Here is a 21601-nt window from a genome sequence, read left to right as displayed (position 1 = left end):
TCGCTGACAGGATGGTCCCGTGAGCGTGTGGGACGGCCTGACCGGGCAGGAAGAGGCAGTCGCCTCCCTCCGGAACGCCGCGGAGTCGACCGACGGCACCGGCGGCATGACGCACTCGTGGCTGATCACGGGCCCTCCCGGATCCGGCCGGTCGAACGTGGCGACGGCGTTCGCGGCGGCCCTCGTGGGCAACGGTCCCGACGACGACCACACCCTGCAGCAGATCACCGCCAAGACGCACCCCGACGTGTCGGTGCTCACGACGCAACGCGTGATCATCACCATCGACGAGATCCGGCAGCTCGTCACGTCGTCGTACTACTCGCCGTCGGTCGGGCGGTACCGCATCGTGATCATCGAGGACGCCGACCGCATGACGGAACGCACCTCGAACCTGCTGCTCAAGGCGCTCGAGGAGCCACCGGAGCGCACGGTGTGGATCCTCTGCGCCCCGAGTGAAGCGGACCTGCTGCCCACGATCCGGTCGCGCGTGCGCTCCGTGCGACTCCGGGTCCCCGGCATCGAGTCCGTCGCCGACCTGCTCGTCGCGCGCACCGGCATCGACCGCACCCTCGCGATGGACGCAGCACGGCAGGCGCAGAGCCACATCGGGATGGCGCAGCGTCTCGCGACGAGCGAGGAGGCCCGCGATCGCCGTCGCCGCACCCTGACGACCGTGCTCGGCGTCCGGAGCGTCGGCGACGCGGTGATGGCCGCCGCCGACCTGCTCGCCGTCGCGGACGAGGACGCCAAGGCCATCACGCAGCAGCGCGACTCCGAGGAACGCGACGCCGCCCTGCGGTCGCTCGGCATCGAGCCCGGCGGCACGATCCCGCCAGCCCTCCGCTCGCAGCTCCGCCTGCTGGAAGAGGACCAGAAGCGCCGTGCGACCCGCAGCCTGCGCGACGGCCTCGACCGCATCCTGGTCGACGTGTCCTCGCTCTACCGCGACCTGCTCCTGCTCGGTCTCGGTGCGCCTGCCGAGCCGGTCAACCTGGCGATGCGCGACCACCTCGACCACGCCCTGCAGTCGGTCACGCCGGCCGCGGCGCTCGAGGTGCTCGACGCGATCGCCCTCGCCCGGCAGCGGATCGCCGCGAACGTGGCGGCATTGCTCGCGCTCGAGGCGCTGCTCGTCACGATCGCCCGCGTCCGGCACTGACCGCCGCCGACGCTCCCCGCGCCGATCGGGGCGTGGGACAATCACGGCATGCCCGACGCTGAACCCGGCCTGCGCGAACGGAAACGCCGCGCCACCCGCCGCGCCATCCAGGCCGCCGCGCTCCGCATCGCGATCGAGGACGGCCTCGGCGCGGTCACCGTGGACGAGATCTCGCGTCGGGCGGATGTCTCACCCCGCACGTTCTTCAACTACTTCCCGAGCAAGGAACAGGCGATCCTCGGGGACGACCCGGAACTGCCCGACGACGCCGCGCTGCAGGAGTTCGTCGACGGCGGACCCGGGGGCGACCTGCTGTCGGACCTCGGCGCGCTGCTCGTCCACTCGACGCAGGAGCTCATCGAGGAGCGTGGACTGATCGAGGAGCGACAGCAGGTGCTCCGAGCGAACCCCGAGCTCTTCAGCCGTCGCATGGAGTCGATGAAGGAGTTCCAGGCCGAGATCCAGGCCGCGGTCACCCGGCGGCTCGAACGCGAGGACCCCGAGCTCGCTGCAGACCCCGATGCGCTCCGTCGGCGGGCGCGCCTGGCGTCGATCGTCGCCCTCGGCGCACTGCGGCACGCGTGGTGGGAGTGGTCCGGGTCCGAGGGCGGTTCGCACCTGGTCGACGAGCTCCGCCGGTCCTTCGCCGAGCTCGGCGTGCTCGTTTCGCGTTCACTCGTCTGAACCTGTATAGTCATTGCTCGTGCCGCTCCGGAATCGGAGCGAGCGCGCCGCCTTAGCTCAGTCGGTAGAGCGATTCACTCGTAATGAATAGGTCGTCGGTTCGATTCCGACAGGCGGCTCGGAACACGTCCCCGGTCACGGATCTGCATCAGGTCCTGACCGGGGATTTCTGCGTCTGCGGGAAACCGCACCCCTTGGCTCCGGACCAGACAGCGGGGGAGGACGCGGGTTAGCCTCGTCAGGACGCGGGGATCCCCGCGACCGACCACCTGCACCGCCCCGTACCCCCTCGGCGGACGACCGACGGAGGTACCGTGTTCAAGCGTGCGACGACCGTCGTCCTGGTGGCTGCTGCGGCTGCTGCGCTGGCCATCACGGCCGCCGCGGTGCCGGAGTCGCGGGCGACATCATCGGCGGCCCCGGCCGGCGCATCGAGCAGCAGCGCGACCCCGACCCCGCACCCGACCACGGTGGCCACCGATCCGACCATCGGGCGCACGCCGACCTTCTCGGTCGACTTCGACACCCCGGCTGCGGCGAACGGCCCGTTCGCGGCGACGTACGCGCAGTCGTGGCAGCCGTACCCGGACGCTACCGGCGGCAAGTACTGGTCGAGCAAGATGGTCAGCGCGCACGACGGGTACATGGACATCGCCCTCGACGGCGAGCACGGTTCGGCCGGCGCGTTCGGGACCCCCGAGGACGCCTGGTCGCACGTCGGCGGGTCGTTCAGCATCCGCGCCCGTGCCACCGGCGGCGACAAGAACGGCGCAGCGATCATGCTCTGGCCGACGTCGAACGACTGGGCGGACGGCGAACTCAACTACCCCGAGGGCAACTTCGACGGCTCGCCGCGGGTGTTCCACCACTCGATGCTGCCCGGGGACGAGAAGGCGTCGGACAACTACAACACCCGGGTGTCCTGGCGGGACTGGCACACCTACACGACCGAGTGGATCCCCGGGCGGGCGATCCACTACTACCTCGACGGCAAGCTCGTCTTCACGGTCGCGCGGAACGTCCCGACGACCCCGCACCGCTACATGGTGCAGGTCGGCAACTGGGGCAAGGCCGGCCATCTGCAGATCGACTGGGTCCGCACGTACGACGCGCAGTGACGCCGACGCGCTCCCCGTTCTGGGGCTGCGCGGAAAGCGCCGACGTGCGCGACGATCGAACCGAAGCCGCGTTCTCCGTTCGAAAGGTCGTCATGCTCCTGTCACTCGTCTACATGAGCGCCGCCGACGAACCGTTCGACCAGGATCGCCTCGATGCGCTGCTCGAACACGCCAGGGCCCGGAACGCCGCATCCGGCCTGTCGGGCCTGCTCGTGTACAAGGACGGCCGGTTCATGCAGCTGCTCGAGGGCCCGGAGGCCGCCGTCCTCGAGACGTACCAGCGCATCATCGAGGACCCCCGGCACACCGACGTCGGCCTGCTCGTCGAGGAGCGGATCCACACCCCACGGTTCGGGGAGTGGACGATGGCGTTCGACCGCGGGCACGAGGCCGCGCTCCCCGACGGCTTCGACACGTTCCTGACCGACGGCGACCGGAGCGCGGACACCAGCAAGGCGCGAGCGCTGCTGCGCTGGTTCCGCACGCACCCGATGGCCGCCCCCGACGCCGCACTCGGCAAGCACCGACGCTGAGCGTACGCATCGACGCGCACGCACCGACGCGCACGCACCGACGCGAGCGCGCCGACGCGAGCGCGCCGGCGCGGCCGCTCAGGGCAGGTAGTACGTCGGGTTCGGCAGCTTGACGCTGCGGTCCGCCGAGCCCCCGAGCAGGTCGCTGTACTGGTCACCGAAGTTCGCGACCACGTCGTACCGGCCACCCGCTCGTGATTCGATGTGCGCCCGGGTCTGCGACTTGTACTCGACGGTGGTGCACTTCGCCGTGGCGCAGGTGATGTACGACGGCTGCTGCGACGCCCCGACCCCGGTCCACTTCGTGTAGTACGTCTCGGTGCCGCGCTTCGTGGCCGAGAACTGCGGGTAGCCGACGCGGTGCAGGTTGTCGATGGTGGCGGTCTCCTGATCGGCGTTCCGGCCGGTCAGCCCGATGATCGTGCAGCCGGAACGCTGGGCGATCGACACGAGCGAGGTCATCGACGGAGTTGCCGGGAACCGTTCGTCCTGCACCCACTCGTCCTGCAGCGCGGGGTCGAAGACGAAGTGCATGTCCGCGACCTCCATGTCGTAGGTCCAGAGCGTGGTGTCGTCGGCGTCGAGCACGATCGCGGGGTTGCGATGCAGCTTCCGGCCGACGGCGCACTGGGCGGCGACGACGGGGGCCTGTCGCTGCACGATGGACCGCATCTCGCGGATGTACGGGGAGTCCGTGCGGTTCGCGAGTCCGGTGCCGGGGTCGCCGTAGTACGTGGCGATGGTCTTCTTGACCGAGTCGATGTTCGGGATGCCCTCACCGGACTGGGTCGCGCCGGAGGAGCCGTCGGCCGCCATCGTGAACTGTGTGCGGGGCGCGAGCCGCGGCTCGGAGACCCCGGGCAGGTCGGCCGAGGGCAGGGAGTAGGTGGGGTTCGGCAGCTTGAGGGACCGGTCGGCGTACCCGCCCTGCAGGTCGCTCCACTGGTCGCCGATGTTCAGCGTGATGTCGTAGCCGAGGTCCTGTTCGATGTGCTTGCGGGTGAGTGCCTTGTACTCGACGGTGGTGCACTTCGCCGTGGCGCAGGTGATGTACGACGGCTGCTGCGAGGCGCCCGTGCCGGTCCACTTCGTGAAGAAGCGGTCCTCGGCGAAGGCCGTGTAGCCGACCTTCGACAGGTTCTGCACGGTCGCGGTCTTCTGGTCGTCGTTCCGTCCGGTCAGTCCGAACACCGTGAAGCCCATCGCGGCGGCGCGGTTGACGAAGCCGACCATGGACGGGGTAGCGGCGAAGCGCTCGTCCTGCACCCATTCGTCCTGCCGCGCGGGGTCGAAGACGAAGTGCATGTCCGCGACCTCCATGTCGTACGTCCACAGGGTGGTGTCGTCGGCGTCGAGGACGATCGCGGGCTTCTCGCCGTGGCGGACGGCTCGGTCGTGGATGCGCTGCAGGGACGCACCCTGGCGGGCGACGATGGACCGCATCTCACGGATGTAGGGGGAGTCGGTCCGGTTCGCGAGTCCGGTACCGGGGTCGCCGTAGTACGTGGCGATGGTCTTCTTGACGGAGTCGATGTTCGGGATGCCCTCGCCGCCCTGCGTCGCACCGGACGTGCCGTCGGCGGCCATCGTGAAGTGCGTCCGCGGCGTCAGGCCGGCGTCGGCGGAGTGCCCTGGCGAGTGCCCTGGTCCGTGTCCTGGTCCTCCCCACCCGTGTGCGCTGGCCGGACCGCCGACGAGGGTGGACGTGAGGACGATCGCCGCGCTGGTGGCGACGACGGTGAGGACGGAACGGCGCATGGAGGACCTGCACACCTTCGACTCGGGGAGGAGTGACCCCCGGATGGGGGATCTCGCAGCACGTTAGCTGGCAATCGCCCGTGGAGTCCATACCAAAGTGCTGCAGCCAGTCCTGGTAGACATGGCCGCATGACGGTTCGCTGGGGAGTCATCGGCACGGGCGGCATCGCCCGGTCCTTCGTGGGCGACTGCGTCGCCGCGGGCATCGAGTTCACGGCGGTCGGCAGCCGCACCCGCGAGGGCGCGGAGACGTTCGCGGCGGAGTTCGGCATCGCACGGGCGCACGGCTCTTACGACGACCTCGTCGCCGACGACGCGGTCGACGCGGTGTACGTCGCGACCCCGCACGTCCGGCACGCCGAGGACGCCCTGCTCGCGATCCGCGCCGGCAAGCACGTCCTCGTCGAGAAGGCCTTCACGATGACCGCGGCCGAGGCACGCACGGTGGTCGACGCTGCCCGTCGGGCCGGCGTCGCGGTGACCGAGGCGATGTGGACCCGCTTCCTGCCGCAGATGGCGATGATCCGCGAGGTCCTGGCCGAGGGGCGCATCGGGCGGCCGGTGCTCGTCGAGGCGACGCACCACCAGGCCCTGCCCACCGATCCGTCGCACCGGCTGCGCGACCCCGCCCTCGGAGGTGGGGCCCTGCTGGACCTGGGCGTGTACCCGGTGTCCTTCGCCGTCGACGTGCTGGGGGTGCCCACCTCGCTCGTCGCGGCCGGCACACTGAGCGAGCAGGGCGTCGACACGCAGATGGGCGTCGTCCTCACGCACGACGGCGGGGCGCAGTCGATGATCCACTTCGGGATGGACCTGCGCAGTCCGAACACCGCGTCGGTCATCGGCGAATCGGGGCGCATCGACCTCGACTCGACCTGGTACACGCCGACGACCTGGCGGATCCGGGACCGCGACGGTGTCGTGGTCGAGGAGTTCGACGCGCGCGAGGAACTCGCCGGCTACGGGCACGAGGCCCGTGCGTTCGAGGCGATGATCAGGTCGGGTGTGCACGAAGGCGGTCCGATGGACGCCGAGCAGTCGGTCGCGATCATGGCCGTCATGGACGAGGCCCGCCGACAGGTCGGCGTGCGCTACCCCGCGGACGACGACCCCACAGCACCCTGATCCGGGTCGCGTCGTCCACACGGCGACGATCCGGCCTGGAGGCTCCTGCCGCAGTTCCGTAGGATCGGTCGCGATGTCCGAGCAGCAGCCCACCCCGCCTTCCGTACCGGAGCGTCTCCGCGCCGCCGTCGCAGCAGCGCGCGCCTCCGCCGTGCGACGTCCGGTGCCCTGGATCGCCGGTGGGCTCGCCGCCTTGCTCGTGGTCGGTTCGGGCGGCGCCGTCGCGGTCGCCGCGGCGATGACACCGGACACCCGCACGTCCGCGGCACCGCCGACGACCTCGAGCGCGACGTCGACGCCGAGTCGCTCGACCGCCGCGACGAAGCGACCGACGAGCACGCCGACACCGACCCCGGACGCCCGCGCCGTGCCGAAGGACCCGGCCGGCCCGTCCGCGCTGCGCACCTGCTCGATCGCGGGCGCGGCGTCGGCGAGCGGTCTCGGCGCGTTCGAGGGCTACGTCATGGACGCGAAGACGGGCGAGGTCCTGTTCTCGAAGGACGGGGACACGCCAGCCCAGACCGGCAGTGTCATGAAGACCCTGACGACGGCGACGGCACTCGCGGTGCTCGGGGGCGACCACCGCATCCCGACCACGGTCACGCAGGAGTCCGGCGGGACCATCGCACTGGTCGGACACGGCGACGCGACCCTGTCGGCGGGCAACGGCACGGTCTACCCGGGCGCCCCGACGCTCGCGCAGCTCGCTCAGCAGGTGAAGGCGAAGGTCGGCGACGCCGCCGTCACCACGATCGTGACCGACGACACGTACTGGAGCGACGCCGACGCGTGGGACCCCACGTGGCCGGTGTCCGAGCGCACCATCGGCTACCAGCCGAAGGTCACCGCGTTGATGGTCGACGGTGACCGGGCGAACCCGGCCGCGGCGACCTCGCCCCGGTCCGAGGACCCGGTCGGTCGGGCCGGTGCGGCGTTCCGGACGGCACTGGCGAACGCCGGGGTGGCGGGCGCCGCGAACGCGCAGATCGTCAAGCGTGCCACGACCAGCACGAACACCATCGCGACGGTGTCGTCGCAGCCGGTGTCGACGCTCGTCGGGCAGATGATCCCCAACTCGGACAACACCCTCGCCGAGATGCTCGCCCGGGTGTCGTCGAAGGAGTCCGGCTCGAACGGCTCGGCGGCGTCGCTCACCTCGGTGTACCAGTCGGCGCTCGGCTCCTACGGCGTCGACCCGGCCGGCATCGTCATCAAGGACGGGTCGGGCGAGAGCGCTGCGAACGCGGTGTCGCCGAACTTCGTCGCCAACCTCATGGTGCAGGTCGCCGCGGGTGCGAAGGGCCTCGGGACCCTCGCGAACGCCCTGCCCGTGTCGGGCCAGTCCGGCACCCTCGCCAGCCGCTTCACCGGCGCGAACGCCGTCGCGCGCGGCAAGGTGCACGCGAAGACCGGGTGGATCGACAGCGCGAACACGCTCGGCGGGTACATCGACGCCGCGGACGGATCACGCTTGACCTTCGCGTTCTACGCCATCGGGTCGTCGCGAGCGGCCGCCCTGCCGGCGCTCGACGCGGTGACCGCGGCGACGTACTCCTGCGGGAGCAAGCTCACCGACTCCTGAGTCACCGGGTGTTGGATGGGCCCATGGCACGGGCTCTCCTCATCGTCGACGTCCAGAACGACTTCACCGAGGGCGGTGCGCTCGGGGTGACCGGTGGCGCGGCCCTCGCGGAACGGATCAGCGCGTTCCTCGGCCGGCACGCCGAGGAGTACGACCTGATCGTCGGCTCCCGCGACTGGCACCACGGCGACGACGACAACGGCGGACACTTCGCCGGACCGGAGGGCCCCGACTTCGTCGACACGTGGCCCGTGCACTGCGTCGCCGGCACGCCGGGCGCCGAGTACCACCCGGAGCTCGACACCGATCCGATCGACGTCGACGTCTTCAAGGGCCAGGGCACGCCGGACTACTCGGCGTTCCAGGCGAGGACCGAAGACGGCGTGCCGTTGCCGGAGATCCTGACGGAGCACCGGGTGCACTCCGTCGACATCGTCGGCATCGCCACCGACCACTGCGTCCGGGCCTCGGCCCTCGACGCGCGCGCCGCCGGCATCGACGTCGCCGTCTACGAGGACCTGGTGGCCGGCGTCGACCCCGAGCGCAGCGACCGCGCGCTCGACGAGATCCGAGCGGCCGGCGGGCACGTCGACCGCAGCGACATGGACGAGGGGCTCGCGAACCCCGGAGGAGCACAGCTGTGACCGACACCACGAGCACCGACACCGACACCACGACCGGCGACCTCGTCACGACCGTGGGCGACGACCACGTCACCGTGCGGGGCGTCCCGACCGGCCTGTTCATCGGCGGGGCGTGGCGGTCGTCGACGAGCGGCGCCACGTTCGCCGTCCGCGACCCCTCGACCGGCGACGTCCTGGCCGAGGTCGCCGACGCCACCCCCGAGGACGGCATCGCCGCACTCGACGCCGCGGTCGCCGCGCAGCAGGAGTGGGCCGCCACCGCACCGAGGCAGCGCTCCGACGTGCTGCGCCGCGCGTTCGACCTGGTCCGCGCGCGCGAGGACGACCTGGCCGCCCTGATGAAGCTCGAGATGGGCAAGCCCCTGGCCGAAGCCCGCGGCGAGGTCGTCTACGGCGGCGAGTTCCTCCGCTGGTTCTCGGAGGAGGCCGTCCGCATCGGCGGCGACTACCGCACCACCCCCGAGGGCACCGGACGCGCCATCGTCCTGAAGCGTCCGGTCGGTCCGGTGTACGCGATCACCCCGTGGAACTTCCCGCTCGCGATGGCCACCCGGAAGATCGGTCCCGCGCTGGCGGCCGGTTGCACGGTCGTCGTGAAGCCCGCCGAGCTCACCCCCCTGACCACGCTGTTCCTGGTCGAGCTGTTCCGCCGCGCCGGGCTGCCGGACGGCGTCCTCAACGTGGTGCCGTCCCTCGACGCCAAGGGGCTGTCCGAGCCGATCATCGCGGACCGTCGACTCCGCAAGCTCACGTTCACCGGGTCGACGCCGGTGGGGTCCGCGCTCCTCAAGCAGGCGGCGGACAACGTGCTGAAGACGAGCATGGAGCTCGGCGGCAACGCGCCCCTGTTGGTCTTCGACGACGCCGACCTCGACGCCGCGGTGGACGCCGCGATGCTCGCGAAGTTCCGGAACGTCGGCGAAGCCTGCACCGCCGCGAACCGGTTCTTCGTGCAGGAGGGCATCGCCGACGCGTTCGTCGCCGCCCTCACCGCGAAGGTCGACGCGCTCCGCATCGGCCGTGGCACCGAGGACGGTACGACGATGGGTCCGCTCATCGACGACCGCGCAGTCGACAAGGCCGCCGGGCTCGTCGACGACGCCGTCGCCCGCGGCGCCCGGCTCGTCACCGGTGGACACCGCGTCGAGCGGCCCGGCACCTACTTCGCGCCGACCGTGCTCGACGAGGTGCAGCCGGGGTCGGAGATCCTGACGACCGAGATCTTCGGACCGGTCGTGTCGATCACCCGCTTCGCGACCGAGGACGAGGGCATCCGGCTCGCCAACGACACCGAGTTCGGGCTCATCGCCTACGCCTTCACGACGGACTTCCCGCGTGGGCAGCGGCTCGCCGAGCGCCTGGAGACCGGGATGCTCGGGCTGAACACGGGCGTGGTGTCGAACGCGGCGTTCCCCTTCGGCGGGGTGAAGTCGTCCGGCCTCGGCCGTGAGGGCTCGCACGAGGGCATCGAGGAGTACCTCGAGACCGTGTACGTGCTCACCCCGGACCCGTTCGCCGCCTGAACGCGCCCGGCGGCGGGTCTCAGACCAGCAGCTGGTGCTTCGCCAGGTCGCGGTAGAGCGGCGTCGACTCGACGAGCTCGGAGTGTGTGCCGGCACCGACGACCCGGCCGTGCTCGAGCACGACGATGACGTCCGAGTCCACGACGGTGGACAGCCGGTGCGCGATGACGAGCAGGGTGCGGTCCTCGGCGACGGCGTCGATGGCGAGCCGCATCTTCTGCTCGTTCACGCCGTCGAGCGAGGACGTCGACTCGTCGAGCAGCAGGATCGGGGGAGCGGCGAGCAGCGCGCGGGCGATCGCGAGGCGCTGCCGTTCTCCGCCGGAGAGCATCACCCCGTCCTCGCCGACCTGGGCGTCCAGCCCGCGCGGATCGCGGTGCAGCACCTCGCCGAGGTTGACGGCCTCGAGCACCCGGACGCAGTCGTCCTCGGTGGCGTCGGGCGACCCGAGCAGCAGGTTGGCGCGGATGGTGCCGGCGAGCACCGGGGCATCCTGCTCGACGTAGCCGATCTGGGCACGGAGCTCCTGGCGGTCCATGCCCCGGACGTCGATGCCACCGAGCCGGATGACGCCCTCGGTGGGGTCGTAGAACCGCTCGATCAGGGCCAGGGTCGTCGACTTGCCGGCACCCGACGGACCCACGAGTGCCACACGCGAGCCGCGGGGAACGCGGAACGACACGTCATGGAGCACCACGTCGTCGGCCGGACGTTCGTCGGCGAGGCGATCCGGGCCTCCTGGACGGTCCGCGGGGTCGGACGCGACCGCGCCGTCGGCCCCCGATGCATCCGCGGCGGCGGCGTAGCGGAAGGTGACGTGCTCGAACGTGATGGCGTCGTCGGAGGCGACGGCGGCGGCGGGGCGCGCAGCAGCGTCGTCCTGCGCCTCGGTCGGCAGGTGCAGGATCTCCTCGATGCGGCCGAGCGCACCGAGCGCCTGGGCGACCGCGACCGCGGCGCCCATCGCCTGACCGAGCGGCATGATCATCATGAAGAGCAGCAGGATGAACGTGATGAGCGTGGCGATGGTGATGGTGCCCGCGGCGACCTGCGCGCCGCCGACGCCGAGCACGGCGATGAACGCCACCTGCATGACGATGCTCGCGACCGGCACGACGAACGCGGACATCTTCGCGATGTCGAGGCCGCGCTGGTAGGCCTCGGTCGCGTGTCCGTCGACCTCGTGCACCTCGCGCTCGGTCGCGCCCGCGGCACGGATGGTGCGGACGGCGCCGATGCCGCGCTCGACGGCCGCGGTCAGGTCACCGACCTTCTCCTGCGCGCGCTTCGACGCGACCCGGATGCGACGGCTCAGCCCGCCGACGACGACGATCGCGACCAGGACGATGACGACCACGATCACGAGGAGCAGCGGGTCGATGACCGCCATCGCGATGATCGCGCCGATGAAGGTGAGGGCGCCGCCGATCGACTCGATCAGGCCCTGGGTGAGGACGGCGCGCAGGAGCGTGGTGTCGCTGCCGACGCGGGACACCAGGTCGCCGGTGCGACGGGTGTCGAACTCCGAGATCGGCAGGTTGAGGATGCGTGCGATGAGCTTGCGGCGCGTGGAGAGCACGACGCCCTCACCCGCACGCTGGAGCAGGAAGTGCTGCACACCGTTCAGGATGCCGGCGACCAGGACGAGCCCGACGAGCAGCCACACGAGCGTGCTGAGCGTGTTGCCCTGCTGCACCGCCGTGACGACCTGGTTGACGAGCAACGGCTGCGCGAGGGACGCCCCGGCGCCGAGGATGCTGAGCACGATGATGACGACCATCGCCGGCTTGTTCTCGAACAGGTAGGACAACAGGCGGCCGAAGGTGGCGCGGGGGCCGTCGGTCTTCTTGGGGCGCGCGAAGGGGAGGCTCATCGTGTTCCTAGTTTCTGCCGTACTTCTTGTGCACTGCCTGTCGGCTGACACCGAGCAGGGTCGCGATCTCCTGCCACGACGCCCCGGCGTTGCGGGCGGCGCGGGCAGCGAGTTCCTCGGTCCGGTCGAGTTCACGGCGGAGCTCGCGCACGCTGGCGAGGGCGGAGAACGGGTCGTCCCCGGAGGCGCCGGCCGCGAGGCTCGTGATGGTCGGTCGGTCCATGGGTGTCAACCTACATTGACGCACCGACATCTGTCAACCTGAGTTGACGGACAGGCTGGTACGTCGGCATCGCGCGCCGGGCGGTCGAGGCGCGGACACGACGGACGGGAGGCCCGGTGCCAGCTGGCACCGGGCCTCCCGTCCGTCGGTGGTGACGTCTCAGGCGTCGGCGAACTCCTTGCTCTTCGTCTCACGGACGAAGAGCAGCGCGACGAGCGTCACGACGGCGGCGATCGTCAGGTACAGCCCGACCAGGAAGATGTTGCCGTCGGGCTGCCAGAGCGCCAGGGCGATGGTCGGAGCGAGCGAGGCGCCGAGGATCGACGCGACGTTGTACGCGATCGCCGAGCCGGTGTACCGGACGTTCGTCGGGAACAGCTCCGGCAGGAGCGCGCCCATCGGCCCGAAGGTCAGACCCATCAGGGACAGCCCGACGATCAGGAACGTCACGACCGTGATCGGACCCTGCGACGCCGCGAACCAGAACTGGAACGTCAGACCGAACAGCGCGATGCCGATCGTGGTCGGGATGAGGGTCTTCCGGCGACCGAACCGGTCGGCCAGCATGCCGGCGATCGGGGTGAAGATGCCGAAGAAGACGACGCCGATCATGAGCAGCGTCAGGAACTCGCCACGGCTGTAGCCGAGGCCGACCTTCGGCACGAGCGGGCTGGCCTCGGCGCCGGTGGTGCCGTAGGACAGCGTGAACGTCGTCATGAAGTAGAAGAGCACGTAGGTCGCGACCATGCCGAGCGTGCCGACGATGAGCGCCTTCCACGAGGTGCGGAACACCCGGCCCAGCGGGATCTTCGCGACCGTGCCGGACTCCTGGACGCCGCGGAACACCGGCGACTCGACGAGCTTGAAGCGCACGTAGAGCCCGACGATGACCAGCACCGCCGAGAGCAGGAACGGGATGCGCCAGCCCCACGCCTGGAAGTCGGCGTTCGGCGTGCCGTCGGCGCCGGCGGGCATCGCGGCGTTGATCGCGATGAACAGGCCGTTCGCGAGCAGGAAGCCGATCGGCGCGCCGAGCTGCGGCATCGAACCGAAGACGCCGCGCTTGCCCTTCGGGGCGTTCTCGGTCGCGAGCAGGGCCGCACCGGACCACTCACCACCGAGGCCGACACCCTGGGCGAAGCGCATCACGGCGAGCAGGACCGGAGCCCAGACACCGATGCTGCTGAACGTCGGCAGGCAGCCGATCAGGAACGTCGCGGTACCCATGACGAGCAGCGAGGCCACGAGGGTGGTCTTGCGGCCGACCCGGTCACCGAAGTGCCCGAAGATGATCGACCCGATCGGCCGCGCGAAGAAGGCGAGGGCGAACGTCACGAACGACGACAGCTGCGATGCCGTGGGGTCCTCGTTCGGGAAGAACAGCGTCGGGAAGACGAGGACCGCCGCCGTCGCGTAGACGTAGAAGTCGTAGAACTCGATCGAGGTGCCGACGAGGCTGGCGATGACGACGCGCGAGCGCGGGTTGCCTGCTGGTGCCGGAGCTGAGGTCGGGGTTGCTGGTGCCGGTGCGGCGGTCATGGGTGTCGTGTGGTCTTCCGTGGTGCGCGCTCCTGGCAGGGAGCACGGGTACCCGAAGCGGCGGACACCGATCGGTTCGCGCGGGGTGGCGCGGGCACCGATCGGGTGCGTTCGGTTGGTGGGGGACCGCTTGTGACGGAAGCCACCATCGTACGACAGATGTCGCCCACCTGCGAATCAGCCCAGAGTCAGCTGGCCGCGCCCGCTTCGATGTGTGCAGGCAGCTGGTGCCCCATCCGGTCGCGCTTGGTGTCGAGGTACCCCGCGTTCTGCGTGGAGACGCCGACGACCAGGGGCACGAGCGACTCGACGGTGATGCCGTGCTCCTCGAGCTGCCGACGCTTCTCGGGGTTGTTCGACAGCAGTCGCACCCGGGTGATGCCGAGGTCGGCGAGGATGCCGGCGGCCCCGCCGTACGCGCGTGAGTCGGCCGGCAGCCCGAGCGCCAGGTTGGCGTCGAGCGTGTCGAGGCCGTCTTCTTGCAGGCGGTAGGCCTTGAGCTTGTTGATGAGTCCGATGCCGCGCCCTTCCTGCCCGCGCAGGTAGACCACCACCCCGCCCTCGGCGGCGATGGTGTCGAGGGCGGCGTCGAGCTGGGGTCCGCACTCGCACTTCAGCGACCCGAACGCCTCGCCGGTCAAGCACTCGGAGTGCACACGGACCAGGGCGCCGTCCGACGGTGCGGACCCGTCGGGCAGTGCACCGATGATCGCGACGTGCTCCGCACCGGTGACGAGGTCGCGGTAGGCGCGCATCTGGAACGTGCCGTGGGTGGTCGGGACGTTCGTCGAGACCTCGAACTGGACGGGGCTGCCCGGGGTGGAGGAGGTCAGCGCGTCGGTCATGGGGTGCTCCGGTCGTTCGTGGGCCCGTCGTCTCCGAACCCGGGTGCTGCATCGTGCTGCTGCTGCTGCTGCTGCTGCTGCTGCGGCTGCGTCGTGTCGGTGCGCTGCGGTCGGGCTCGGACCAGCAGATCGGGGCCGAGGCTGGTGGTCGATAGTACGTCCAACCGCCGACGCTCGGACATGCTTCCCACTCCGAGGTCGTCGAGGGCGACGCGGGGTCCGCCGAGCAGGACGGGGGCGACGTACACGAGGTACTCGTCGACGAGTCCGGCGGCGATGAGTGCGGACGCGACGGTGGGGCCGCCCTCGACGAACACCGAGTGCACGCCGTGTCCGCGCAGGGCGGCGAGCGAGGCCGCGAGGTCGCGCCCCGGCAGGGTCACGAGCCCGCGCGGGTGTCGTCGGACCGCGGCGTCGTCGGGCACGGCGCGGTCGCCGAGCACGACCGCGAGCGGCTGGTCGGCGAGCAGTTCGCCGGCGTCGCCCCGAGCGGTGAGACTCGGGTCGTCGGCCAGCACGGTGCCGGTGCCGACGAGGATCGCATCGTGCGCGGCACGCTGCTCGTGGACGTGCTGCCGGGCGGCGGCGCCGGTGATCCACTTGCTCGTGCCGTCGGCAGCGGCGGCGCGGCCATCCAGGCTCGAGGCCCACTTCACGGTGACCCAGGGGCGGCCGAGGCGGACCGACAGGAGCCACCGTTCGAGGAACGCCTCGGCCTCGTCCGCGAGCACGCCGGACACGACGTCGACCCCGGCGGCCCGGAGCCGGTCGGCACCGCCGTGCACGTCCGCGCCCGGGTCGTCGATCGCGTACACGACGCGGGCGACCCCGGCCTCGATCAGGGCGACCGCGCAGGGGCCGGTCCGTCCGGTGTGGTTGCAGGGTTCGAGGGTGACGACGGCCGTGGCGCCGCGCAGCTGTGCCGGGTCGACCTTCGCCATCGCGTCGACCTCGGCGTGCGGGGTGCCGGCACCCTTGTGCCACCCCTCGGCGAGGACGTCGCCGTCGGGGGAGAGGATCACCGCGCCGACCCGTGCGTGGTCGCCCACGACCGGGCCCAGGGCCGCGAGTTCGAGTCCGCGGCGCATCGCCCGGACCTCGGTGGGTCGTGCCGTGTCGCTCACGGATCGAGCCTACCGGCGGTGGATCGGTGACGCGTCATCGTCGGGAGCGTGGCGTCATGCGGGACCGGGTCACGGGGCGCTGCGTCACGGAGCGTCGGGCCACGGGAGGTCCGATGCGGGCGCACTGTCGGCCCGGCGCAGGGCGGTCCACGCGGTCGTCGGTCCGCCGTCGCGTCCGGGGATCCGTGCGGGCCCGACGCCGGTGAACGAGAACCCGGCGCTCCGGGCGACCGCGGCCGACGCCGTGTTGCCCTCGTAGCACTCCCAGTAGACGTCCGGGGCTCCGTCGGCGAACGCCCACTCCACGACGAGCTCGACCGCGTCGTGCATCAAGCCGGCACCGCGGGCCGAGGGCGCCAGCCAGAAGCCGAGGTCACGGCCCGCCGTGCGGTAGCCGATGATCCCCTCGAGCCAGGTCGATCCGCGGCGACGGATCGCCCAGGTGTACTCGCGGTCCGATGCCCACCCCGGACCGACGAGGGCGTCGACGAACGTCCGTGCGTCCTGCTCGCGGTACGGCGTCGGGATCGTCGTCCAGCGGACGATGTCCGGGTCCTGGCAGGCATCGGTGATGGCCGCGGTGTCCGCCCGGGTCGGGACGTCGAGTCGGACCCCGGCGGACTCCAGCGTGACCGGCAGCACGGTCAGCCGCGCGAGCGCGGGACGAACCCGATCCGGTCGTACACGCGCGCCAGGGTCTCCTGCGCGATGGACTCGGCACGGTCCGCGCCGACGGCCAGCAGACGGTCGAGCTCCGCCGGGTCGTCGAGCAGCTCGAGCGTGCGGGCGCGCACCGGTTCGAGCTCGGCGACGACGGCCTCGGCCACCGCGCCCTTGAGGTCCCCGTAGCCCTTGCCCGCGAACGAGGCCTCGAGCTCGGCGACGGGGGTCCGGCTGAACGCCGACAGGATCGCGAGCAGGTTCGTCACGCCCGGCTTGGCCTGGCGGTCCGAGCGGATCTCGCGCTCGTCGTCCGTGACGGCCGACTTGATCTTCTTCGCGGTGCGCTTCGGGTCGTCGAGCAGACGGATCAGGCCACTGTCGGACGCCGCCGACTTGCTCATCTTGCTCGTCGGGTCCTGCAGGTCGTAGATGCGCGCCGTCTCGGTGCCGATCCGGGCCTCGGGCACGACGAACGTGTCGCCGAACCGCGAGTTGAAGCGTCCGGCCAGGTCGCGGGTCAGCTCGACGTGCTGCCGCTGGTCGTCGCCGACCGGCACGACCTTGGTGTCGTACAGCAGGATGTCGGCCGCCATCAGGACCGGGTACGTGAAGAGCCCGACCGAGGCCGCCTCGGAACCCTGCCGCGCCGACTTGTCCTTGAACTGGGTCATGCGGCTCGCCTCACCGAACCCGGTGAGGGTGTTGAGCACCCAGGCGAGCTCGGCGTGTGCGGGCACGTGGGACTGCACGAACAGCGTCGACTTCGTCGGGTCGATGCCCGACGCGATGTACTGCGCTGCCGTCGCCCGGGTGCTCGCGCGGAGCTCTGCCGGGTCCTGCGGCGAGGTGATCGCGTGCATGTCGACGACGCAGTAGATGGCGTCGAAGTCGTCCTGCAGGTCGCGCCACTGCATGAGCGCCCCGACGTAGTTGCCGAGGTGCAGTGAGCCGGCGGACGGCTGGATGCCCGAGAAGATGCGGGTCTTGGTCATGGTGGTGTTCCTGTGGGTCAGGTGGAGCGCAAGCAGAGGGGGTCAGAGTTCGTAGTCGACGACCACGGGGGCGTGGTCGGACCATCGCTGGTCGTACGCCGAAGCCCGGTCGACCGTGTACTCCGTGACCTTCGCCGCGAGGTCGGGCGTGGCCATCTGGTAGTCGATGCGCCAGCCGGTGTCGTTGTCGAACGCCTGTCCGCGCCAGGACCACCACGTGTAGGGCCCCTCGACGTCGCCGGCCTGCGCGCGCCCGACGTCCACCCAACCGAGGCCGGGCCCCGTCGAGCCGTCCGCGCCCTCGACCGGTTCGCCGTCGGCACCGAAGAAGCGCGAGAAGTAGGCACGCTCGCGCGGCAGGAAGCCCGCACGCTTGACGTTGCCCTTCCAGTTCTTGATGTCGCGCTGGTCGTGCCCGACGTTCAGGTCACCGACGACGACGGCGAGCGGGTTGTGCGCTCGGAGTGCGGGCAGCCGCTCGGTCATGGCGTCGAGGAACTTCCACTTCTCGTCCTGCTTGGGGGTGTCGACCTCGCCCGAGTGGACGTAGGTGGACACGACCGTGACCGTGGTGCCGCCGATCTCGTAGTCGGCCTCGAGCCACCGGCCGGCGGAGTCGAAGTCGTCGGGTCCGAGCGCGACGCGGTGGATGTGCGCGGAGTGCCGCGAGGCGATCGCGACCCCCGCCCGGCCCTTCGCGGTGGCCGGGTCGTGCACGATGTCCCACCCGTCGCCGAGCAGACCTTCGAGGTCCTCGGTCGAGGCACGGACCTCCTGCAGGGCCAGCACGTCGACGTCGCGGGTGGCGAGCCAGTCGCCCATGCCCTTGCGGAAGGCGGCGCGGACGCCGTTCACGTTGACGGATGCGAGGCGCAGGCGTGTCATGCAGACCACCTTATCGGCGGGTGCCGACAGCCCTGGGCCGCACCGGTTCGAGGCTCCACGACTCGCCGTGCGCCCGTCGCCGAGGTTCCACGACTCGCCGTGTGCGCGTCGCCGAGGTTCCGCAGATCGCCCGGAGGGACACCGAGGTTCCGAGATTTCGGAACCCCCGGGGCGGGGCGGTGGGCGGGACAGCGGGGCGGGGCGGGGCGGTGGGGGCGAGCACGGACGGACGGGACGCACGGTGCCAGCTGGCACCGTGCCTCCCGTCCGTCGAACCGCGCGATCAGGCCGCGTCGTGGTCCGTCTGCAGGAACTCGACCAGGCTGTCGGCGGTCGTCTCGGCGTTGTCGCCGGTCACGGTGAGGGCGACCTCGTCGCCGTTCTCGATGCCCAGGCCGAGCAGGGCGAGGATGCTGCCGGCGTTGCCGGACTTGTCGCCCTTGGCGATCGTGACCTGGTGGCCCGAGGCCGTCACGGTCTGGACGAAGAGGGACGCGGGGCGCGCGTGCAGTCCGGACGCGCTGGCGACGGTCACGGTGCGGGTGGCTTCGGACATCGATGTACTCCTGTCGATGGGTGGTGCGCTCATGCTAGCGAGCGCCGGATGGGCGGGTCGGGCGAGCGGTCAGGGTCGACCGGGCCAGAACACCTCGGTGCCGGCGGCCTCGACCTCGCGGACCAGGTCGAGGTTGACGGCGGGGTCGGTGATGATCGTGTCGATGGCGGCGAGGGGTGCGACGCGGCCGAACTCCTCGCGACCGAACTTGGTGTGGTCGGCGAGCAGGATGCTCCGTCGGGCGGACTTGATCATCGCCGACTTCACCGCCGCCTCGGCCATGTTGTGGGTCGTCAGGCCGCGCTCCGGGGTGATGCCGTTGATGCTCACGAAGGCGACGTCGACGCTGACCATGCCGATGAGCTGGTGCGTCCACGTGCCGACGCCGGCCAGGGAGTCGCTGCGGATGTTGCCGCCGAGCAGGTGGAGGTCGATGCCCGGACGGTTCGCGACGGCCATCGCCACGGGGAGCGAGTGCGTGACGACGGTGAGTCCGCGGTCGGTCGGCAGCATCTCGGCCAGGCAGATGGTGGAGGTGCCGGCGTCGATCATGACCGAGCCGTTCTCCGGCAGCTCCTCGAGCGCGGCCTCGGCGATGACCATCTTCTCGGCCTGGTTGATGCCGCCGCGGTCGCCGACGCCGGGGTGGATCGTGATGCGCTCGACGGGGATCGCGCCGCCGTGGGCACGTCGGACCAGCCCGCGGCGTTCGAGGCTCGTCAGGTCGCGACGGATGGTCTCCGGCGTGACCTCGAGCAGTTCGGCGAGGTCCTTGACGTCGACCCGCCCCTGCGCGCGCGCCTGCTCGACGATGCGCTGGTGGCGTTCTGGTGCGTACATCGGACCTCGTCGTCTCCTGGTCGGAACGGAACGGACATGTCCGGGCACGAACCTGACGGAACCGAACCGGAGCGGCTGGCCGCCAGACGCAAACGGGCATCTGTTTCTGCATTTTTATCCCCGGATGTGTTTGTTTGTCAACGCGGATCGGGGTAGTGTGCTGCTCAGCCGCACCGGCGAGGTCCCGTCTCAGCCGTGCGCGCACCGAACGAACACCCCACCGCAAGCGCGTGTGAGATGAAGGAGTCTCGAATGTCCGAACTGCTCGGCACCGGCGTCGGCCGTGGCGTCGCCCACGGCCCCGTGCTCCGCATGGCGGACCCGCTCGGCGAACCGTCGAAGGACGCCCTGACCGGTTCGGCGGACGACGCGAAGCAGGCCGTGCACGACGCACTGGCCGCCGTGGCCGAGGACCTCAACAAGCGCGGACAGCTCGCCGGCGGCGACGCCCAGGCCGTGCTCGAGGCGCAGGCGCTCATGGCGCAGGACCCGACGCTCCTCGACGACGTGCACACGCGCATCGACGGCGGCACCAACGCCGAGCGCGCCGTGTACGAGGCGTTCGCCCAGTTCCGCGACCTGCTCGTCGGCATGGGCGGCTACATGGGGGAGCGCGCAGCCGACCTCGACGACGTCGCCCAGCGCATCATCGCGAAGCTCCGCGGCGTGCACGCCCCCGGGGTCCCCGAGTCGGACACCCCCTTCGTCCTCGTCGCCCGTGACCTCGCCCCGGCCGACACCGCGCTGCTGGACCTCGACAAGGTCCTCGCGCTGGTCACCCGCGACGGCGGTCCGACTTCGCACACCGCGATCCTCGCCCGCGCCAAGGGCATCACCGCGATCGTCGGCGTCACCGGCGCCGACGACCTCGTCGACGGTCAGGCGATCGTGGTCGACGCCGTCGCCGGCACCGTCGTCACCGAGCCGTCCGAGTCGCTCGTGTCCGAGGTCGAGCAGCGCATCGCCGACCGGCTCGCCGCAGCCGCCGCACCGCTCACCGCCGGTGCCCTCGCCGACGGTCACGTCGTGCCCCTGCTCGCGAACCTCGGCAGCCCCGCCGACGCCGCGGGTGCCGTTGCTCTCGGTGCGGAGGGCGTGGGGCTCTTCCGCACCGAGTTCCTCTTCCTCGACTCGCCGAAGGCGCCGACCGTCGACGAGCAGACCGAGTCGTACCGCCAGCTCCTCGCCGCGTTCCCGGGCAAGAAGGTCGTCGTCCGCGCGCTCGACGCCGGTGCCGACAAGCCGCTGCCGTTCCTCACCGACAAGGACGAGGAGAACCCCGCGCTCGGCCGCCGTGGCCTCCGTGCGCTGCGGAACCACCCCGAGGTCCTGCGCGACCAGCTCGTCGCCCTGGCCCAGGCCGACGCCGCGACCGAGGCGGACCTCTGGGTCATGGCCCCGATGGTCGCCGACGCCGAGGAGACCGAGTACTTCGTCACCCTGGCCCGCGAGCTCGGCATCCGCACCGCCGGCGTGATGGCCGAGGTACCGTCGCTCGCCCTGATGGCCGAACAGGTCTTCCAGAACGCGGACTTCGTGTCGATCGGCACGAACGACCTGACCCAGTACACGATGGCCGCCGACCGCATGCTCGGCACCGTCGCGTCGTACCAGGACCCGTGGCACCCCGCCGTCCTGCGCCTCGTCGCGCAGCTCGGAGCGGCCGGTGCCGACGCGGGCAAGGCCGTCGGCATCTGCGGTGAGGCCGCGGCCGACCCGCTGCTCGCCGTGGTGCTCGTCGGCCTCGGCGCCACCACCCTCTCCATGACTCCCGCGGCCCTGGCCGACGTGCGCGCCGAACTCGGTCAGCACACGCTCGAGCAGGCCCGTGAGATGGCCCAGGCGGCACTCGCCGCGAGCACGGCGGCGGCCGCGAAGTCCGCCGCGGCCGCAGCGCACGCCGCCTGAGCACGCACCACCGGCACCACCCCT

General features: G+C 71.2%; 19 protein-coding genes, 1 tRNA gene and 1 pseudogene. 10 read left to right on the top strand and 11 right to left on the bottom strand.

Translation table 11 applies throughout. The features are described from left to right. The first annotated feature begins 19 nt into the window (after nt 1–19). The 5 genes from KZI27_RS13950 (at nt 20) to KZI27_RS13930 (ending at nt 3497) form a co-directional block, all read left to right on the top strand. Nucleotides 20–1162 (top strand): DNA polymerase III subunit delta', encoded by a 1143-nt coding sequence (locus KZI27_RS13950; protein ID WP_222658082.1) that lies wholly within the window; start codon nt 20–22, stop codon nt 1160–1162. A gap of 48 nt (nt 1163–1210) precedes the next feature. Beyond that, nucleotides 1211–1846 carry a TetR/AcrR family transcriptional regulator gene (locus KZI27_RS13945; protein WP_222658081.1) on the top strand — a complete coding sequence of 212 codons (636 nt, stop codon included), beginning with the start codon at nt 1211–1213 and terminating at the stop codon, nt 1844–1846. A gap of 46 nt (nt 1847–1892) precedes the next feature. Next, nucleotides 1893–1965 (top strand) — tRNA-Thr (locus KZI27_RS13940). 195 nt (nt 1966–2160) lie between these two features. Next, nucleotides 2161–2964 carry a glycoside hydrolase family 16 protein gene (locus KZI27_RS13935; protein ID WP_222658080.1) on the top strand — a complete coding sequence of 268 codons (804 nt, stop codon included), beginning with the start codon at nt 2161–2163 and terminating at the stop codon, nt 2962–2964. Between the two features lie 44 nt (nt 2965–3008). Beyond that, entirely contained in the window at nt 3009–3497 is a 489-nt protein-coding gene (locus KZI27_RS13930; protein WP_261783901.1) for a BLUF domain-containing protein, read from the top strand. Between the two features lie 78 nt (nt 3498–3575). On the opposite strand, the gene KZI27_RS13925 is transcribed toward KZI27_RS13930, so the two are convergent. Further along, the gene (locus KZI27_RS13925; protein WP_222658079.1) at nt 3576–5255 is read right to left on the bottom strand and encodes an HAD family acid phosphatase; all 1680 of its coding nucleotides are present in this window, start codon (nt 5253–5255) and stop codon (nt 3576–3578) included. 129 nt (nt 5256–5384) lie between these two features. Between KZI27_RS13925 and KZI27_RS13920 the strand changes: the two genes are divergently transcribed. The 4 genes from KZI27_RS13920 (at nt 5385) to KZI27_RS13905 (ending at nt 10129) form a co-directional block, all read left to right on the top strand. Then, a complete protein-coding gene (locus KZI27_RS13920; protein WP_222658078.1) occupies nt 5385–6380 on the top strand; it encodes a Gfo/Idh/MocA family protein in 996 nt (331 codons plus the stop codon). A 73-nt stretch (nt 6381–6453) separates the two neighbouring features. Then, on the top strand, nt 6454–7962 hold the full coding sequence (dacB, locus tag KZI27_RS13915; protein ID WP_222658077.1) for a D-alanyl-D-alanine carboxypeptidase/D-alanyl-D-alanine-endopeptidase: 1509 nt from the start codon (nt 6454–6456) through the stop codon (nt 7960–7962). Between the two features lie 23 nt (nt 7963–7985). Beyond that, on the top strand, nt 7986–8606 hold the full coding sequence (locus KZI27_RS13910) for an isochorismatase family protein (protein WP_222658076.1): 621 nt from the start codon (nt 7986–7988) through the stop codon (nt 8604–8606). 53 nt (nt 8607–8659) lie between these two features. Then, the gene (locus tag KZI27_RS13905; protein ID WP_261784242.1) at nt 8660–10129 is read left to right on the top strand and encodes an NAD-dependent succinate-semialdehyde dehydrogenase; all 1470 of its coding nucleotides are present in this window, start codon (nt 8660–8662) and stop codon (nt 10127–10129) included. A 19-nt stretch (nt 10130–10148) separates the two neighbouring features. Here KZI27_RS13905 and KZI27_RS13900 read toward each other — a convergent pair whose 3' ends face one another. The 10 genes and pseudogenes from KZI27_RS13900 to KZI27_RS13855 form a co-directional block, all read right to left on the bottom strand. Further along, complete coding sequence (locus KZI27_RS13900; RefSeq protein ID WP_222658074.1) at nt 10149–12002, bottom strand: ABC transporter ATP-binding protein; 1854 nt, start codon at nt 12000–12002, stop codon at nt 10149–10151. 7 nt (nt 12003–12009) lie between these two features. Further along, nucleotides 12010–12225, bottom strand: coding sequence for a hypothetical protein (locus KZI27_RS13895; RefSeq protein ID WP_111084200.1), 216 nt, complete (start codon nt 12223–12225; stop codon nt 12010–12012). Between the two features lie 159 nt (nt 12226–12384). After that, the gene (locus KZI27_RS13890) at nt 12385–13764 is read right to left on the bottom strand and encodes an MFS transporter (protein WP_222658073.1); all 1380 of its coding nucleotides are present in this window, start codon (nt 13762–13764) and stop codon (nt 12385–12387) included. A gap of 188 nt (nt 13765–13952) precedes the next feature. Continuing rightward, a pseudogene (gene ribA / locus KZI27_RS13885) lies at nt 13953–14576 on the bottom strand (GTP cyclohydrolase II); the annotation flags it as partial. Nucleotides 14577–14605: 29 nt separating this feature from the next. Further along, nucleotides 14606–15697, bottom strand: coding sequence for a bifunctional diaminohydroxyphosphoribosylaminopyrimidine deaminase/5-amino-6-(5-phosphoribosylamino)uracil reductase RibD (gene ribD, locus KZI27_RS13880; protein WP_261784241.1), 1092 nt, complete (start codon nt 15695–15697; stop codon nt 14606–14608). A 120-nt stretch (nt 15698–15817) separates the two neighbouring features. Beyond that, the gene (locus tag KZI27_RS13875; protein WP_222658070.1) at nt 15818–16375 is read right to left on the bottom strand and encodes a GNAT family N-acetyltransferase; all 558 of its coding nucleotides are present in this window, start codon (nt 16373–16375) and stop codon (nt 15818–15820) included. Nucleotides 16376–16377: 2 nt separating this feature from the next. Continuing rightward, the gene (trpS, locus tag KZI27_RS13870) at nt 16378–17388 is read right to left on the bottom strand and encodes a tryptophan--tRNA ligase (protein ID WP_123313778.1); all 1011 of its coding nucleotides are present in this window, start codon (nt 17386–17388) and stop codon (nt 16378–16380) included. A 42-nt stretch (nt 17389–17430) separates the two neighbouring features. Further along, complete coding sequence (locus KZI27_RS13865; protein ID WP_222658069.1) at nt 17431–18273, bottom strand: exodeoxyribonuclease III; 843 nt, start codon at nt 18271–18273, stop codon at nt 17431–17433. A 283-nt stretch (nt 18274–18556) separates the two neighbouring features. Beyond that, nucleotides 18557–18829, bottom strand: coding sequence for an HPr family phosphocarrier protein (locus KZI27_RS13860; protein ID WP_222658068.1), 273 nt, complete (start codon nt 18827–18829; stop codon nt 18557–18559). Nucleotides 18830–18898: 69 nt separating this feature from the next. Further along, entirely contained in the window at nt 18899–19669 is a 771-nt protein-coding gene (locus KZI27_RS13855) for a DeoR/GlpR family DNA-binding transcription regulator (RefSeq protein ID WP_222658067.1), read from the bottom strand. Nucleotides 19670–19921: 252 nt separating this feature from the next. Here KZI27_RS13855 and ptsP point away from each other — a divergent pair, with 252 nt between their 5' ends. After that, nucleotides 19922–21577, top strand: a complete 1656-nt coding sequence (gene ptsP / locus KZI27_RS13850) for a phosphoenolpyruvate--protein phosphotransferase (RefSeq protein WP_123313774.1) — start codon at nt 19922–19924, stop codon at nt 21575–21577. Nucleotides 21578–21601: the final 24 nt, after the last annotated feature.

Origin of the sequence: Curtobacterium sp. TC1 (assembly GCF_019844075.1) — a bacterium.
Lineage (GTDB): Bacteria > Actinomycetota > Actinomycetes > Actinomycetales > Microbacteriaceae > Curtobacterium.
Note: the sequence above shows the minus strand (reverse complement) of the source record. Positions and strands in the feature narration are given on the sequence as shown.

What these genes read in the sequence shown, in the direction of transcription:
- KZI27_RS13945 (WP_222658081.1), top strand. Translation starts at nt 1,211, where the DNA reads ATGCCCGACGCTGAACCCGGCCTGCGCGAACGGAAACGCCGCGCCACC.
- KZI27_RS13925 (WP_222658079.1), bottom strand. Translation starts at nt 5,255, where the DNA reads ATGCGCCGTTCCGTCCTCACCGTCGTCGCCACCAGCGCGGCGATCGTC.
- KZI27_RS13920 (WP_222658078.1), top strand. Translation starts at nt 5,385, where the DNA reads ATGACGGTTCGCTGGGGAGTCATCGGCACGGGCGGCATCGCCCGGTCC.
- dacB (WP_222658077.1), top strand. Translation starts at nt 6,454, where the DNA reads ATGTCCGAGCAGCAGCCCACCCCGCCTTCCGTACCGGAGCGTCTCCGC.
- KZI27_RS13910 (WP_222658076.1), top strand. Translation starts at nt 7,986, where the DNA reads ATGGCACGGGCTCTCCTCATCGTCGACGTCCAGAACGACTTCACCGAG.
- KZI27_RS13900 (WP_222658074.1), bottom strand. Translation starts at nt 12,002, where the DNA reads ATGAGCCTCCCCTTCGCGCGCCCCAAGAAGACCGACGGCCCCCGCGCC.
- KZI27_RS13895 (WP_111084200.1), bottom strand. Translation starts at nt 12,225, where the DNA reads ATGGACCGACCGACCATCACGAGCCTCGCGGCCGGCGCCTCCGGGGAC.
- KZI27_RS13890 (WP_222658073.1), bottom strand. Translation starts at nt 13,764, where the DNA reads ATGACCGCCGCACCGGCACCAGCAACCCCGACCTCAGCTCCGGCACCA.
- ribD (WP_261784241.1), bottom strand. Translation starts at nt 15,697, where the DNA reads ATGCGCCGCGGACTCGAACTCGCGGCCCTGGGCCCGGTCGTGGGCGAC.
- trpS (WP_123313778.1), bottom strand. Translation starts at nt 17,388, where the DNA reads ATGACCAAGACCCGCATCTTCTCGGGCATCCAGCCGTCCGCCGGCTCA.
- KZI27_RS13865 (WP_222658069.1), bottom strand. Translation starts at nt 18,273, where the DNA reads ATGACACGCCTGCGCCTCGCATCCGTCAACGTGAACGGCGTCCGCGCC.
- KZI27_RS13860 (WP_222658068.1), bottom strand. Translation starts at nt 18,829, where the DNA reads ATGTCCGAAGCCACCCGCACCGTGACCGTCGCCAGCGCGTCCGGACTG.
- KZI27_RS13855 (WP_222658067.1), bottom strand. Translation starts at nt 19,669, where the DNA reads ATGTACGCACCAGAACGCCACCAGCGCATCGTCGAGCAGGCGCGCGCG.
- ptsP (WP_123313774.1), top strand. Translation starts at nt 19,922, where the DNA reads ATGTCCGAACTGCTCGGCACCGGCGTCGGCCGTGGCGTCGCCCACGGC.